Raw genomic sequence first — 14,860 nt, 5'->3', positions numbered from 1 at the left:
TTAAATCAGTTGCGGTCTGCACTTTGTGATGGCCTGTGTCAGGCTGGATGCAAATTTTGCCGGACGCAAAGTGCATAAATGACACTGCCAATGGCGATGCCGTTGATCAAGCCAATGGCCGAGCGAACCGCAATATAAGACAGGCCCGCAGCATCGTGCAGCAGATTAGCGGCCAGCACAAAAAATAAGATACTGCAGGTGTAGATGACACATGCCATTTTTATATGAGGTAATTCCGTCACTTCCAGGCTTTTTTCTTTCAGTTTTGCATACCAAAACACCAGCCCAGACAGACCAAGTATGCCACTGCCATATTGATTCAGCTTATACAACGGCAGGTCAAAAACCTCAGTGTGCCAAAAATCACTATTGTGCACAAAGTAGCCATAAGCATGACTGGTCGCATCCCATAACACATGGCTATAGGCGCCAATCAGCACGCCCAGGATAATGAGAAGTATCTCGCCGATATTAAAAGATATTTGCGCCCGTGGCAGCGCCAGCAATTTCAAAATGGGCTTTTCCAGCCAGCGATACCACAAAGCAAGAATCAATAACGCAGGCAGCAGACAGTAAATGAGCACGCCAGGCACAGAATGGCCCGGCGCATGCACCGGCGTCATCAAAAACAGATATGGGAAATCTGGCGACATACTGCCAATCACAACAGGCATTACCCGGATCTTTTTGCGGGCCAGATGATGCACCGGATAAGCCACAATGGCGTGTGAGATGGTAAATGGCATGGGTTATTGCCTAACCCTCGCAGCTGATGCGCTGCTTTTCGGCGTCGTGCTGCCTGTGTTTGTTACGCATTTTTCACCCGGTCCAGCAGGTGCTTGATATCCTTTGCAAACCACTGTTCATCGAATTTCCGATTTATGAGTTCGGGCTTTCGACCATTTAGGTATGCTTCTCTGATCGCGAAGTTTAGATCCTCTAGAAAGTTGAGCATATCCTCCATGTTTGCGTTTTTTGTCGCCAGCCAGAGCTCATCAGTTTTGGAGTGATACTGTTTATCTGCATGGGCAAATATTTTGTGTCTCAGCGGCTTGTAGTAAGTATTGTAAATCTCACGAAAGTGCCTGATGTGCGGCTTCATTCTTTGGAAATCCTCACACGTGGGTTCGTATGCATTTTCCATGTAATCCTCGATCCACTCACTAGCGTTGTAAGCCTTTGACTTCCTTTCCCTGAGTCTTTCCTTTGAGAACAGATTGATATCGGTGATGCAGCTTTTGATTAAATCGTCGACTGATACAGCATCCCCGTCTGTGTCGAAGATCCTCCCGAGAGCCATTATCAGGCTAACCATCATCGAATGGCGGATAAAGATCCAGCTTACCGGTGTTACATTGATCGCCTTAAGAAGGTCTTCATCGTTAGCCGGCTCATTTTGGAGGTTTTTCCAAATGACATAACACGCAGTTGCTTGATATACCTCATTTGAAAAGTGTTCCTGGTATTCAATGTACATACTGATCTCTAATTGATACGTAACTATGCGCGCGCGAACCTTGGTGAGCGTCGCTGCGGCCGCAGACCACAAAATACCGCGCCTTGTTATAGGTACTGGCCACAAAAATACCCAGCAAGAAACAATAATAATAAAAAAGGTAATTTTTTGGCCTAGCGTTTGAAATCAGCCACTTAATATTCATTTTTGGTGCGTGATAGGTATAATGATATATGCGTGAATGACTTTTTTGATAACTAACAGTAACGAGCTCAACAACTAAACCTAGGGTTGCTAAAAATGCTATGAATAAACTTATTAGCAATGTAAGGAGCATTTGCTCTATTGGTGTCCAACCTGAAAATATTTTGGATATTCCATTGAAAACAAACGGATATGCTGACACGCCTGATGGGATTATGAGAAATGCCAACACTTTCGATCTTTGTGTTGGTAAATACCGGTCTATGCCTTTTACTCCCAAACCTGCATGATCCATCTGGATTACCTATAACACCGCATTCAGCGGCTTGTCCGCTGCGATTCTTTGTTATTCATTGAACATATCCCATATTTTTTTATTCTCTACTGGCAGCATTGTATTTTCTATGTGCTTAAGGATATTATATCTTTTTATTAAAGGAGCCATTTTCTCTATGCCAAATCTACTAATGCAATTATAAAAAAGAAGCAGTAGTTCATACCTCGATAGCTGTGCGCGTACAAGATTGGTATAAACTGTCTTATCATCGACAAATTCGGCACGATCTACTAACTTTAGAAGGTTGTATAATGTTCTGTAATACTGCCCTAGCTCATCACCATACTTAGCATAAAAATTGCTGTATTCTACCGAAACTCCTTCTAGTGTTTTACACTCATCTTTAAATACCATTTTGTATTCCAAGCTTGAATCTTGAACCCATTTACAAAGAAAATTTTCAGTAAATGCATCATACAACGCTTTGATGGCATCACGCCCCTCTACAGCCGGCCCTTGAAATCCTTGATAAAAGACATCACGTCTACAACCCTCTAAAAAATCAAGCATTTTAAAGAAAGTACTTTCAAATCTTTGAACTTTCAACGTTTCGTTTTGAGCCCTCATTTCCTCTTTTTGACCGCTGAGTTCTTCGCGTGTTAAATTTAATTCTTGTCTCTGTAAAGCCAGTTCGTCACGCTGCATTACTATTGTGATAATTAAACCCGCAAAAGCGAGCCCTGAAAATAGAGAAGTTAAAACGCCAAAACTATCACCGAATACACCAGAGCTGCTGATTGAAAACTCACTAATTGGCCAAGTTAGAGCAAGTAGGACGCATCCATATATTAAGACGGCGGAAAGCACCCCGCCGATCATCAGCCAACTTAAAGTCCTTATTTTCATAAATACTCCATATAGAATGCCTAACGCCGTCTTAAACGGCTAGTAATTGTTGGCTAGAATGTGAAGCGGAGCCAACTGTTACGAATCCAACTTTAATGCCTTGTTAAGTTTTTATTACTCTCTATTTTTAGGAAGTTTAAGTACCTCTTCTACCATTTGCTCTACTGTTTGGTGACCAAATATTATTTCTTTAAGTAGTTCTCTACGCCTTAAATCGAAACTATTATTGTTTATTGGCGTACCTTGAGGAGCGATAATGAAATTATAAGGGGACAAATATCTAACTCTAAATTCAGCTTCCCCGCGTATTTCTACAGGTTTACCATCAATAATCGCAGCGCCATCATCAAATTCGCTTCTTGAGATTTTTTGACCTCTAAAATTCGCATATTCTTCTGAGCGATACCCTAGTTCATGCAAAATATTATCATCCTCTTTAAATTCATATAGACCCGTTGGTTCCATAGCCTCTGTTTCCACATAAACAAATGACTGATAATAAGCTCCACAATTTACTGCGGCTATTCTTTTTATTTTTAGTTCGTCAAAATTCATCAGGGCAATGCCATTATCTTCAATCTCAAACTTTGAAATTTGCAAATCTCCATGTCCCCACCACCAAATTGGTGTTGTTCCTGAAAATACTAGCGGCAATTTAAGTAAAATTTCTAAACGTTCATTTGCTGTACTACCTTCAAACCACTCTATACCTCGCACTCCAGGGAATGCTGAAGAAAATAACTGATGGAAATGAGATGTACTCGATTCATGCAGTTCTGGAAGAGTTGCTTTTTTCGTCAAAAATGGGTTTTGACCTAACTTCGGTTTTGGCCTTAACTTTAAGCCATAAATTTCATGAACTAGTTGTTTCAACGATTCTTCAACAGTGTTATCGTCTGAAAAATCAATATATAGCCTAGATGCTAAGCAAATAGGAGTTTTCAATTGTGTACTTACAGACCTGATTACAGGAATAAATTTTGTAGTACTTTGATTAAACATCAACTCAGCAGTTAATATATTATTCTCATAGCCAACACCACCTGTACCCTCGTTAGATTTTGTGTTGTAGTTGTCAGTACAAACTACCAGTACCCGATCAGACTCTTGAAGTCCATGTTCCATGAACTTAGGTAGATTTGCTCCCAACTCTAAGTCCCATTGATCTAAAATCGTTTCTATCCCTTTACCCATCAATTCAGTAGCAAGTTTATAAACCCAATCTTTATGCTCTTCATTGTCATGAGAATATGAGATAAATACTTTCGGATTTGTAACCACGGATCTCTCCTTGAAATTTAACGTTTAGGGCACGCGCGCGAACGCCAGTGAGCCGCAAGTGCCGTGCAGTGTTAGCCGAAAGCTCGAATAAGGGACACACGAAGACCCAAACAATGCCGCACGTGCAAATTTAAAATTAAGCCCGCGCTCAGCTGACTTTGGCAGCTTGCTGCCAAAGTCAGCTGAGCGGAGCCTGTAAATAATTGGTAAACAGCAAACTACCAGAAGGGAAACGAAGAACGCAATTTCCGTTTGCACTTTACCCAAGCAACGCACCGCCCGAACAAAGCCACCGACCCTGGCGTTAGCTGCACAACCAGCCAAAAACTATAAAACCGATTAACGGCTAACAACTTCATAAAAAGGGCGGACCGCGCTTTTAAGCGTGGTGCATCCTCGATTTCTTTTTCAGATAACATCAAGCTAACGCAAAAATTTAAGGCTCTCAAGCGTTTGTACCCAATATTGTCTGACCAGTAGACACAAATCGTGGATAAACCCGCAAAGTTAGTTGGTTACCTTCCATTTACATCATCGGTTAAAACTGCGGCCGGGTAGATTGGCGGGTGTGACTGATTTTGATCGGCGGTTGGGTTTGGTTTCGCGGGATTTGGAAGTTGTTAACGTTAGGCCGGTGGTGGCCAGCGAGTCACAACATATGGGTAAATGCACGGAGGAAACCTACGCCACGTGGTGGCCCGCGTACGGCGGCGCTTCGCTCGCGCGTACCTACGCCCGTTAAAGATTCAGGTTATTGAGATTGCGATCTCCTAGAGTCTCGAACTTGCTGGATTCGATAACACGCCACGTGATGACCAATGTAGGCCACGTGGTTGCCATCGTCGACCAGCGGGCTTCGATCGTACGGCGGCGCTTCGCTTGCGCGTACCTACGCAAAATATGGTCCGTTTAAAATCTTGGTTGTTGAGTTTGCGATCTTTTTAGTTGGACTTTGAGCTTGCCGCGACGGTGAACGTACGCCACGTGGTGGCCAGCGGGCTTTGCTTGCGTGTACCTACCCGCGTACCTACCCGATCTCTAAATCCAATCCCACCCCGCTGCTTTTATAACCAATTCATCTTAAAAAGCTGAAATTCCACGCAAAATAAATCCACAAAGGATATTGTATACAATATCCTTTGTGCTAAGTTTGTGATGCCTGCGCAGGCGACACAACGATAACGACACATAACAGGGAACAAATAATGAAACTCAAACCTCTTCTACTGCCGCTTTTGCTCGGTAGTGGCCTGGTCATGGCGCAGGACGTGAATTTGTCGCATCCGGGACAAATTAATCAGGATTTACAGCAACAACATCTGCAGCAGCGTTTAGCGTTGCAACAAGCGCATAAGGCCACGCCTACTGCACCACCTACTGCTCAAACAGCACCGCAACAGCCGCGGCTGATGTCGCCGGCGGAATTTGAAAAAGTGCAGGCGCAGATTTATGCCGAACATCAGGGCGTGACATTATCGGCCAAGTGGCAAACAGCGGCGCAGCAGGCGTATTTAACGGCCGATGTGCCATCCGCAGCAGCGTTAAGCGCTCAAGCAAAATCAAACCTCAGTCACGACGCACGACAAAATAACAGCCAGCTGGCTGTGGGTTGTAGCAGCCCGGCTGACTTGTTGCCGTTGCAGGATCAGGCATTGATTGATGCGATCAGTAACAGCAGCCTGACCGGCTGTTTGTATCAGCTGTACAACATGGCGTATGTCGGTACTGCGCATTTCAGCGATCAGAAACTGCTGACCGTCGCGACGGCGATCAACAGCAAACTGGCCGGTTTTGACGGCTCAGACGCCACAGGCGCTGCGGTATTGGAAAAGCTGGTCACCTACCTGCGCGCTGTGCACTGGGCCGAATCCGGTGGCGGCCGCACTTTCCCGAGCAGCTACAAAACCCAGCTGCAACAAGCATTTAGCCAGTATGTCAATGGCGCGCATTTTGTGCAGTTTGATGGCATGGCGTCGCGTAACTTTATGCTGCGTTATGAAATGCTGATTTTAATTAACAGCTCTGGCACCAACCCGCTGCAGTTTTTACCGCGCATCAGCGCCGCAATCACCGGTTATGCCAATACCATTAACCGCGCCAATAACTGGGGCGTCGCCTATGAAGAAAACGGCATGACCCAGCTGCTGACGCATTATTTTAATGCAGTCAATCAGGGTTCTGACGAGCTGCAAACCTTGCTGGCGCAACAGCCGCAAATCGTCACGCGGCTGCGTGATTTTGTCTTAAGCGATGGCCAGTGGCTGCTCGGTCATACCCGCGAATATCAACTGAATGATGCGGTGTCTGAACTGGGCCGGCTGCTGAAGCTCGGTGGCGCGGTGGCCGATACCGTGCGTCCGGCGCTGCAGCATATTCTGAGCACTTACAGCTACGGCGGCACTGGCTCACAAGCCTGGGTCAATGCGCAAGGCATGGTCAAAGCCTACGACAGCGCCAACTGCGCGATGTACGGCAACGCCTGTGCTTTTAATCTTGAAGCGACCGTGTTATCCGGCAAACATCAGTGCAGTGAAACGTTAAAACTGCGCTATCAGGGCAGCATCAGTGCCGCTAACTTAAGCCAGATCTGTAGCAAACTGGGTGCGGAAGAGCAGCTGTTCCATCAAACGTTTGGCACCAACAGCAATCAGCCGGTGGCCAATGACCAGAACACCGATCTGGAGATGGTGATCTTTAAGTCCTCCACCGACTACCAGAATTATGCCGGTCAATTCTTTGATATTAATACCAATAATGGCGGGATGTACCTGGAAGGTACACCTTCAGATCCGGACAATCAGGCGCGTTTTATCGCTTATCAGGCCACCTGGCTGCAGCCGGCTTTTGTGGTGTGGAACTTAGAGCACGAATACATCCACTATCTGGACGGCCGTTATAACCAGTGGGGCAGCTTCAGCGATCAGCCGGAAAACTCGGTGTGGTGGAGCGAAGGCCTGGCCGAATATCTGTCGCAACCGCCGACCAATGCCAATGCGTTAGCCGCAGCGCCACAAAAAACCTATCAGCTCAGCCAGCTTTTCCAGACTACCTACGCCAACAGCAATACCAGCCGCACCTACCACTGGGGCTATCTGGCGGTGCGTTACATGTTTGAGCGTCAACGCGCTGAAATCAACCAGCCACTGCTGCCAACCTTACGCGCTGCCAAATATGTGATCTCCAGCGCACCGTGCAGCTTTGCCTGGGGCTGGCAGGAAAAACCGACCGCCATCGCCAATAACTGGAGCTGGTTGTATGACGATAGCGCCTGGGGTTCAGGCTACTGGGTCTGGACCTGTGGCCAGCAAAAAACTGCAGAATCTGAGCTGCCACCTTATACACCTTATCAGGACATCCTGACGCGCTGGGGCAGCAGTTTTGACGTGGGTTTCCATCAGTGGCTGGATTGTCTGATCGCCAAGACCGGCAACTGCAGTTTGTTCCGTCCGGCTGACTTGGATAAAAACGGCGCTGTCGACAGCCGCGACATCGACCTGTTTAACCAGCGCCTGCGCACTAAAACCAATCTGACGCTGGATTTGGATTTTAACGGCGACAAAAAAGTCGATCAGCGCGACGTCACTGCGATGAGCAAACTCTGTGACCGCGCCCGTTGTGCGATCGCGCCTTAATCTTTTAACAATGGAAGTAACATCATGAATAAAATCAAGAAATTATTAGGTGGCCTGTTGCTGGCAGCCAGCGCTTGCGGTCTGTGCAGCACGGCCCAAGCTGGCGTCATTCAGATTGAAACTAACAAAAGCAGTTATCAGAATGGCGAGCTGATCACGGCGACGCTGCGCGCCAGTGCGCTTAGCGACGTACTGACCGGCTTTTTCCTGGCGCTGCAATATCAGCCCGCTCAGCTGGCGCTGCAGAACTTCAGCTTTGGTAATGGCTTTGACGATGGCTTTGGCTCGTATCGGTTCTCTTCTGCCGATCAGGCCGGCGGCAGTCTGGCACTGGAAGAATATGCCGACTGGGCGGCAGCGCTGGCCACTTTGGCAGCGCAGCAAAATGGCAGTTTTATTCTGGCGACTATCAAGTTTAAAGCGCTCGGTACCGGCCAGTTCAGCCTGAACCTGGACCCGGCGTATCTTGGTTTATTGACTGCCGGCGGCGATTTACAAACGCCGGATTGGCTTGGAGCCAGCTTTAACGTGACAGATAGCGCCACAGTGCCGGCACCGGCACCATTGCTGCTGATGTGTGGTTTGTTATTGCTGCTGGTGCGCCAGCGTCAGTCGGGCCAGGTCAGCGAACAGCGTTAGATCCGTCAGGTACCAGGTGAGATCACGTAAGGTGCAATAAGCGCAGCGCATTGCACCTTTATCACCATTTATTATCACCGTTCGGTGCGTTGCACTTCGCTCAACAACACCCAACCCGACGATGATTGCACCTTGTTATTGTGCTGCTACAACGCTTGATCCAGGCTCTGACCCAGGCTTTGTGCCGACCATTCGCGGCGTTTATCATCGTCCGGATTGTTTTTTGCCAACTCGTATTCACGAATAAGCTGCTCTAACTGCTTTTGTAACTGGCTAATCTGCGTATCGACTTGCGCGATGGCGGTGGTCAGTTTAGCCGAATCGCCGCCCTGACTGGCCTGCGCCATCAACTCTTTGCGTTTAAGCTCCAGCTCAGCAATTTTTTCTTTCAGCCGGTCCATTTCCTTTTTATTCAACCCAAGCCGGTTGGCCAACAATTGCTCCATCAGGCCATCAAGAAATTTCTGCGCCTGCTCGCTGTTTTGTTCGCTATTGGCTTCTTTGCCTGCAGATCCGCCGGTCTGGCTGTTGCCGCTGACACTCTGACCGTTACTCTGACCGGCGCCAGACGGACTGACCTGCTCCTGTTCAGCAGGCGCAGCAGCAAGTTGCTGTTGCACTGTCTGCGATTGCGCCATCGCCGCGGCAAAATCGGCGCTAAGGTCGTTGCCGTTTTCTGCCGGATCAGCGGCATTTTGTTGCAGTAAGCCAAGATTGCCGGATAAACCGGTGCTAGACGACCACAGACTGGCTGCGCTCTGGAGTTGAAGTGACATGTTAATCCGCCTTAGGTGAAGATGCCTGAGGCGGGAATTGCAAAGGCTATGCCGGGATCAGCCTGTGTTTAGTTACGCAGCCGACCCAGCTGGCCATTGATGTCATCGGTGATATTGCCAATCTGCTGACTAATTTGCAGATTGTCGCCGGAGAGTTGCTCCAGCTGCCGGGTGGCATCGTCAATCGCCGTGATATTGCGGTTGATCTCTTCACTGACCTGGTTCTGCTGCTCCGCCGCTGCCGCCACCTGAAACGCATTATCGGCAATCGCCGAAATGCCGCTGGTCGCCGCCGACAACTGGGTGTAGGAAGTTTCCGCTTCCTGCAGCGTGACCGTCACTTTGTTAGTGTTGGCGGTGATTTGGCTGACGGTGCCGGCCACCTGTTTCTGCAGATCGTGGATCAGCTTTTTAATCTCGTCGGTCGAACTGTGCGTGCGAGCCGCCAGTGAGCGCACTTCATCGGCGACTACAGCAAAACCACGTCCCTGCTCACCGGCGCGGGCCGCTTCAATGGCGGCATTCAGCGCCAGCAGGTTGGTTTGCTCGGCAATGGCCTGGATCACTTCGATGATGCCGTTGATTTGCTGGCTGCTTTGCGACACCGACTGCACGGCCTGGCGGGTTTGTTCAAAATCGGCTGCGACTGTTTCGAATGCCGACACAGTGGTGCGGAACAACTGATTCGCCTGTTGCAGCGACTGCAGACTGGACTGTGCGCCTTCGGCGGTGCGGCTGGCCAGGTTGGCTACTTCATGCGCCGTTGCCGTCATTTCATGCATGGCCGACGCAACACTTTGCACCTCAGCCGCCTGCAAATGCGTGGCGTCATTGGTTTTCTGACCGATTTTGACCAGATGATCTGACTGGCCTTGCAGCGCCACCGACGATTGCTTTAACGCAGTGATCATCTGCCTTAATTTCGCTGTGAACGCATTAAAACCCTCGGCCATCAGCCGCAGTTCCAGCGCTTTGTGGCTTTGCAGCTGCCGGGTCAGATCGCCCTCGGCGCCCGCCAGCTCCTGCATCAGCTGGCCCATCTGCATCACCGGGTTCATGGCACGTTTGAGCCACAGCGCGACGATCAATACCCCTGCCACCAGCAGCGCCAGCCCGAGCATCAGCATGCGGCCCGAAGTGCTGTCGGCGGCGCTGTTCAGTTGTTGCTCCAGCTGCCGTGCTGCCGCAAGGGCGACTGCGCGCGGAACAGCAACGACCACCTGCCAGTCGGCATTCGCCGCGTCGACCCGCAGCGGGCTGCTTATCACTAAATCGTCCTGATACACGGCAAGCTCGGCTTTATGCTGCTGCAGGTGCTGGTGCAACCCTTTATCCAGATCCGGCAAGGCTTTACCAAGGTCCTTTGCCAGCACATTACTGGCCAGCACCAGCCCATGTTTACTGAGCAGATACAGTTTTACTTTGCCGCCATACAGCTGCGCCGCCTGCCGTTCGACCAATTCCTGCAACACCGGCAGGTTCATATCGACACCGGCGACACCACGGAAAGTCCCGTTAGTGACCACCGGATAGACCAGCGACGTCAACAACACCGAATTGCCAGGGGTGATCTCCCACAAATACGGTTCCATCAGACAAGGTTTCAGGCTGTCGCGGCTGCACAGATACCATTCTGCTTCGCGGATGCCATATTGATTGCGCGTTTCGACATATTTCACCGCCGGATCCGGCACCTGAACAAACTTAACGTCCTGGCCGTCGCGCACCCAATAAATTTCCATGGTGCCTTGCTTTGAGCTATGTTGCTGACTGCCGTCGTGCTGGCTGTCTGCCTGATCGTAACCATTGGCTTCAAACTGGGCGTACAACGCGCTGATGCCGGCATTGCTGCGCAGTAAAACTCCGGCTTGTTGCTGTACCTGTTCACGACTGTACGGGGTATCAGCACTGCCATGCGCTGTGCTACTCAGTAACGCCGACATCGACCGGGCCAGATCAAAATTGCGGTTAATCAGCGCAGATGTCTCTTGGGCAATACCGCCGGCGGCATCAGACAGCGTCGCCTCGGCCTGTTGTTGCAGCGACTGTTGCAGCAGTGCGATGGCTGCATCGTTATTACTTTTGGTTGAGAACCAACCCAGTACAGTCAGTAAAGTCACGACCAGCGTGATCAGCACCGCCATACCGGCGCTTAATTTAAAACGTAACGAATCGACCTGCATAAAACACCCCAAGCTAAAAAACGGCAGTTACCACTGAAAAGTTTTGCTGACACTGAGCGACAGCCGGGCATCACCCAGCACCGGTAACTCAAGATCTGTATCATCAAACGCCAGCAGGAAATTCATCCCCCACGCCGCTTGCTGATAGGCCAGCCGCCAATGATGGTAAGTCCCGTCATTGTCACGCATAAACTTATCGGTTTGCGTTGAAGTAGAGCGGTCAACCTGTAACAACAGTTCCCCCTGACCAAGTGGGATACCATGATTTAGCGCGACAATATAATGGCCACCACCGGCGCCAAAATAATCGGAGGTATACCAATAGGATAATTTGGTTTTGCGGTAGGCAATTTTCAGATACGCCTCGGGGAAATTAAAACCACGGCTTTGCGCACCGTCGGAGCCATGGTAGGTGTACTGCGCGATCCCGGCGTCGAGCAGCCAGTCGGCATTCAGTTGCCACCAGTGGCCGACCGTCGCATCAAGCTCCAGATCGGTGCCGTCGGCAAACTTGACATTGGATGCCCAGAAACCGGCGTATAAACCGGAGCCGTTGTTCCAGTCCAAACTTGGCTGCAACGCCGGATCGTGGTCAGTCAGGGTCACCCCGTTAAACAAATAATCACTGGTCAGCGTGACTGTGGAACTCAGCTCAGCCTGAGCGGCGGCGGATATCAGCACTGCTAATACCGAAAAAACAGGTGCAATTTTTCTCATGAAAACCTCGTATGGAGCAGGCAATGAGGCCGGTCAGCCAACACCTGTAGGGCCTTGCACGGCAGACAAGTGTTTGTTTATCCTGCAAACACTGAAGTATGAGACTGATCTATAGCAGTAAATTGACAGTGGCGCCTGCCAGGGCCGTTGATTCGGATCTGTTACCGCTGCAATCCACGCCACAGAGCCTGTCAGCGCCCACCTGACAGCATTCAACGCGACAAACAGAAATTGGGTTTGAATTCGGCAGCTAATTTAGCGACAATGACAATTATTATCATTTAGCTTGCCGGGAGTTTGTGTCTGATGACTGCTCACACCACCGCTATCCACACGCCAGTGCGGCACACCTTGTGGGATGCGCCGAAAAAAGCGTCGGTCTTAGTCGTTGAATTGCTGGCTGGTTTAAATCCGCTGGTGGTCAACCGGTTACGCGAAATGGGTCTGGAACCGGGGCAGCAGCTGCTGAGTCTGGGTCGTGGGCCTTTTAACGGTCCGCTGGTCGTTCAGATCCAGGACTGCGTCTACACGCTGGAGCGGCAAGTCGCCCAACATATTCTGATCCAACCGCAGCTTTAAACAGTTATTGCGGGCTCAGGTCAACCGACCTGCCAACACCCAAAGCGCCTTGCCCAGGCAACAGGCGCGACGTTGTATAAAAGGCTTCTGATGAAAAAAATCGTTCTGGTGGGCAAACCCAATTCTGGTAAAAGCCTGTTATTTAATCAGCTGACCGGTTTACGGCAGAAAGTTGCAAACTACCCCGGTGTCACGGTCGAACTGAAATCCGGTCGTTTTGAGCAGTTTGAACTGATTGATTATCCTGGTGCTTATTCGCTCAGCAGTTTGTCGCGCGATGAAGAAATCGCCGTCAGTAAACTCAACGACGCCCTGCAGGATCCGGCCACCGCACTGGTGATTTGTAATCTGGACGCGACGCGGCTGGAAAGTAGTCTGATGTTTGGTTTGCAGGTGCAGGCGCTGGCCCGTCGCCAGCAAAAAGCCGTGGTGTTTGCGCTGAATATGGCCGACGAACTGCAGCGCTTTGGCCATCAGCTGGATACTGTCGCACTCAGTGCTGCGCTTGGCAGCCCGGTGTTTGCCATTTCCGCCAAAACCTTATTGGGCATTCACGAATTCCGCCAGGGCGTGCTGGCACTGGCAAGTGCCGCCGAGCCGGCAGTCCCTGCAGCCGATCATGGCGATGAACAGGCACTACGCGATCTGAGCCGTAGCCTGTCGCGCCAATACGGCATCCAGGCCAGTCTGGTGCTGAAAAATCAAAACCGCATCGACGCCTTTATGCTGAATAACTTGAGCGGCGGTCTGGCGTTTTTAGCTGTGATGTTTTTGTTATTCCAAAGTATTTTCACGCTCGCCGCGCCTTTGATGGACGCGGTGGAAGCCGGCATCGGCGCTTTGGCACAGTTCGTCACCGGCTTTATTGGTGCAGGTACCACCACTGATTTCCTCAACGACGCGATTTTTGGCGGCGTAGGTTCTTTCCTGGTGTTTGTGCCGCAAATCATGATGCTGACGCTGATCATCGGCCTGTTAGAAGACAGCGGTTATCTGGCGCGCGCCGCGCTGATTTGCCACCGGCCTTTGAGTTTTTTCGGCTTGTCCGGCCGCAGTTTTATTCCGTATTTATCCGGTCATGCTTGTGCCATTCCGGCTATTATGGCGGCGCGCACTATCGAATCGCCGCGTAAACGTTTAATCACCATGATGACCATTCCGCTGATGGCCTGCTCGGCGCGGCTGCCGGTCTATGCCCTGCTGATTTCGGTGCTGATCCCGGAACGGGCCTACCTGGGCGGGCTGGTCAATCTGCAGGGTGTGGCGTTTTTTGGTTTGTACCTGATGGGCATTGTGATTGCGCTGCTGGTTAGCCTGATGCTGTCGCGGTTTGTGATAAACCGCGACGAAAAATCCGATATGCCGTTTATTCTGGAGCTGCCGAACTACCGGTTGCCACACTGGAAGCCGCTGATTGTGCGCGTGATCAGCGCCGCCAAGAGCTTTGTGTATCGCTCAGGCCCGGTGATCTTTGCCGTGACCGTGCTGATTTGGTTATTTGGGTATTTCCCGCATGACGCCGGTGGCCTCGAGCATTCTTACCTCGGTCAGATTGGCCACTTTATTGAGCCGGTATTTGCGCCGCTGGGCCTCGACTGGCGTTATGGCGTGGCGATTCTGATGTCGTTCCTGGCACGCGAAGTCTTTGTTGGTGCACTGGGCACGCTGTTTGGTATCGACGGTGCCGACGAAAACATCGCCGGTCTTGCCGCCAATATTCAGGCCGACGGCCTGGCGCTTGGTGCCGGTGTTGGCCTGTTACTGTTCTACGTGGTGGCGCTGCAATGTGTCGCCACAGTCGCCACCATCCGCGCCGAAACCGGCAGCAACCGCATCGCCGCCGGCTTAGTCATCGGTTATGGCCTGCTCGCCTACGCACTGGCCTATCTGGCAGCGAATCTGCTGTAAATGCTCCCGATCGGGCGATTGCTACCGGCAATCGCCCGATCCATTCCTCTTCCATCTACCGTAACCATCCGTGCTGATCTTGGCGTCCAGAAGCAAGTTGTAATCGTTTGACAGGTTCTGTACGGCGGCGCTGACGCTTGCCGATACCTACGCTGCGAATGAATTAGAAGGTATCAGCGAGCGAAGCGTCGCCGTACAATGAAGCCCAGTTTTAATGTCCACAAAAGCCACCAAGCCAATATTTAACTAGCCGCAAGGTCAGAACCACCTGGCAAACCTAGCAATCAAAGAAATATTTATTG

The 14,860-nt window shown here is 50.5% G+C and carries 11 protein-coding genes; 4 read left to right on the top strand and 7 right to left on the bottom strand.

Annotation, left to right across the window (positions count from 1 at the left end; all coding sequences use genetic code 11):
* Positions 1–38: 38 nt before the first annotated feature.
* From ACFFJP_RS03595 to ACFFJP_RS03580, 4 genes are all read right to left on the bottom strand, one after another.
* Positions 39–746 carry a DUF4184 family protein gene (locus tag ACFFJP_RS03595; protein ID WP_377240605.1) on the bottom strand — a complete coding sequence of 236 codons (708 nt, stop codon included), beginning with the start codon at positions 744–746 and terminating at the stop codon, positions 39–41.
* 62 nt (positions 747–808) lie between these two features.
* On the bottom strand, positions 809–1,477 hold the full coding sequence (locus ACFFJP_RS03590; protein WP_377240603.1) for an AbiU2 domain-containing protein: 669 nt from the start codon (positions 1,475–1,477) through the stop codon (positions 809–811).
* 529 nt (positions 1,478–2,006) lie between these two features.
* Entirely contained in the window at positions 2,007–2,843 is an 837-nt protein-coding gene (locus ACFFJP_RS03585) for a putative phage abortive infection protein (RefSeq protein ID WP_377240601.1), read from the bottom strand.
* Between the two features lie 114 nt (positions 2,844–2,957).
* A complete protein-coding gene (locus ACFFJP_RS03580) occupies positions 2,958–4,124 on the bottom strand; it encodes a toll/interleukin-1 receptor domain-containing protein (protein WP_377240599.1) in 1,167 nt (388 codons plus the stop codon).
* A 1,205-nt stretch (positions 4,125–5,329) separates the two neighbouring features.
* On the opposite strand from ACFFJP_RS03580, the gene ACFFJP_RS03575 reads away from it, so the two are divergent.
* Positions 5,330–7,756, top strand: coding sequence for a collagenase (locus tag ACFFJP_RS03575; protein WP_377240597.1), 2,427 nt, complete (start codon positions 5,330–5,332; stop codon positions 7,754–7,756).
* A gap of 24 nt (positions 7,757–7,780) precedes the next feature.
* Positions 7,781–8,395 carry a hypothetical protein gene (locus ACFFJP_RS03570; RefSeq protein WP_377240595.1) on the top strand — a complete coding sequence of 205 codons (615 nt, stop codon included), beginning with the start codon at positions 7,781–7,783 and terminating at the stop codon, positions 8,393–8,395.
* Positions 8,396–8,541: 146 nt separating this feature from the next.
* Here ACFFJP_RS03570 and ACFFJP_RS03565 read toward each other — a convergent pair whose 3' ends face one another.
* The 3 genes from ACFFJP_RS03565 to ACFFJP_RS03555 form a co-directional block, all read right to left on the bottom strand.
* Complete coding sequence (locus tag ACFFJP_RS03565) at positions 8,542–9,171, bottom strand: hypothetical protein (RefSeq protein ID WP_377240593.1); 630 nt, start codon at positions 9,169–9,171, stop codon at positions 8,542–8,544.
* A 68-nt stretch (positions 9,172–9,239) separates the two neighbouring features.
* Positions 9,240–11,354, bottom strand: coding sequence for a methyl-accepting chemotaxis protein (locus tag ACFFJP_RS03560; RefSeq protein ID WP_377240591.1), 2,115 nt, complete (start codon positions 11,352–11,354; stop codon positions 9,240–9,242).
* 27 nt (positions 11,355–11,381) lie between these two features.
* Positions 11,382–12,071, bottom strand: coding sequence for a TorF family putative porin (locus tag ACFFJP_RS03555; RefSeq protein WP_377240589.1), 690 nt, complete (start codon positions 12,069–12,071; stop codon positions 11,382–11,384).
* A gap of 306 nt (positions 12,072–12,377) precedes the next feature.
* Between ACFFJP_RS03555 and ACFFJP_RS03550 the strand changes: the two genes are divergently transcribed.
* Positions 12,378–12,650 (top strand): FeoA family protein, encoded by a 273-nt coding sequence (locus ACFFJP_RS03550; RefSeq protein ID WP_377240587.1) that lies wholly within the window; start codon positions 12,378–12,380, stop codon positions 12,648–12,650.
* A gap of 90 nt (positions 12,651–12,740) precedes the next feature.
* A complete protein-coding gene (gene feoB / locus ACFFJP_RS03545) occupies positions 12,741–14,558 on the top strand; it encodes a ferrous iron transporter B (RefSeq protein ID WP_377240585.1) in 1,818 nt (605 codons plus the stop codon).
* The last annotated feature ends 302 nt before the right edge of the window (positions 14,559–14,860 follow it).

Origin of the sequence: Rheinheimera tilapiae (assembly GCF_042432165.1) — a bacterium.
In the GTDB taxonomy this organism is placed as follows: Bacteria; Pseudomonadota; Gammaproteobacteria; order Enterobacterales; family Alteromonadaceae; genus Pararheinheimera; species Pararheinheimera tilapiae.
This window is presented reverse-complemented; position numbering and strand designations above follow the sequence as displayed.

Excerpts from the sequence above, each read along its gene's own strand:
- ACFFJP_RS03595 (WP_377240605.1), bottom strand. The coding sequence starts at position 746 with ATGCCATTTACCATCTCACACGCCATTGTGGCTTATCCGGTGCATCAT.
- ACFFJP_RS03590 (WP_377240603.1), bottom strand. The coding sequence starts at position 1,477 with ATGTACATTGAATACCAGGAACACTTTTCAAATGAGGTATATCAAGCA.
- ACFFJP_RS03585 (WP_377240601.1), bottom strand. The coding sequence starts at position 2,843 with ATGAAAATAAGGACTTTAAGTTGGCTGATGATCGGCGGGGTGCTTTCC.
- ACFFJP_RS03575 (WP_377240597.1), top strand. The coding sequence starts at position 5,330 with ATGAAACTCAAACCTCTTCTACTGCCGCTTTTGCTCGGTAGTGGCCTG.
- ACFFJP_RS03570 (WP_377240595.1), top strand. The coding sequence starts at position 7,781 with ATGAATAAAATCAAGAAATTATTAGGTGGCCTGTTGCTGGCAGCCAGC.
- ACFFJP_RS03565 (WP_377240593.1), bottom strand. The coding sequence starts at position 9,171 with ATGTCACTTCAACTCCAGAGCGCAGCCAGTCTGTGGTCGTCTAGCACC.
- ACFFJP_RS03560 (WP_377240591.1), bottom strand. The coding sequence starts at position 11,354 with ATGCAGGTCGATTCGTTACGTTTTAAATTAAGCGCCGGTATGGCGGTG.
- ACFFJP_RS03555 (WP_377240589.1), bottom strand. The coding sequence starts at position 12,071 with ATGAGAAAAATTGCACCTGTTTTTTCGGTATTAGCAGTGCTGATATCC.
- ACFFJP_RS03550 (WP_377240587.1), top strand. The coding sequence starts at position 12,378 with ATGACTGCTCACACCACCGCTATCCACACGCCAGTGCGGCACACCTTG.
- feoB (WP_377240585.1), top strand. The coding sequence starts at position 12,741 with ATGAAAAAAATCGTTCTGGTGGGCAAACCCAATTCTGGTAAAAGCCTG.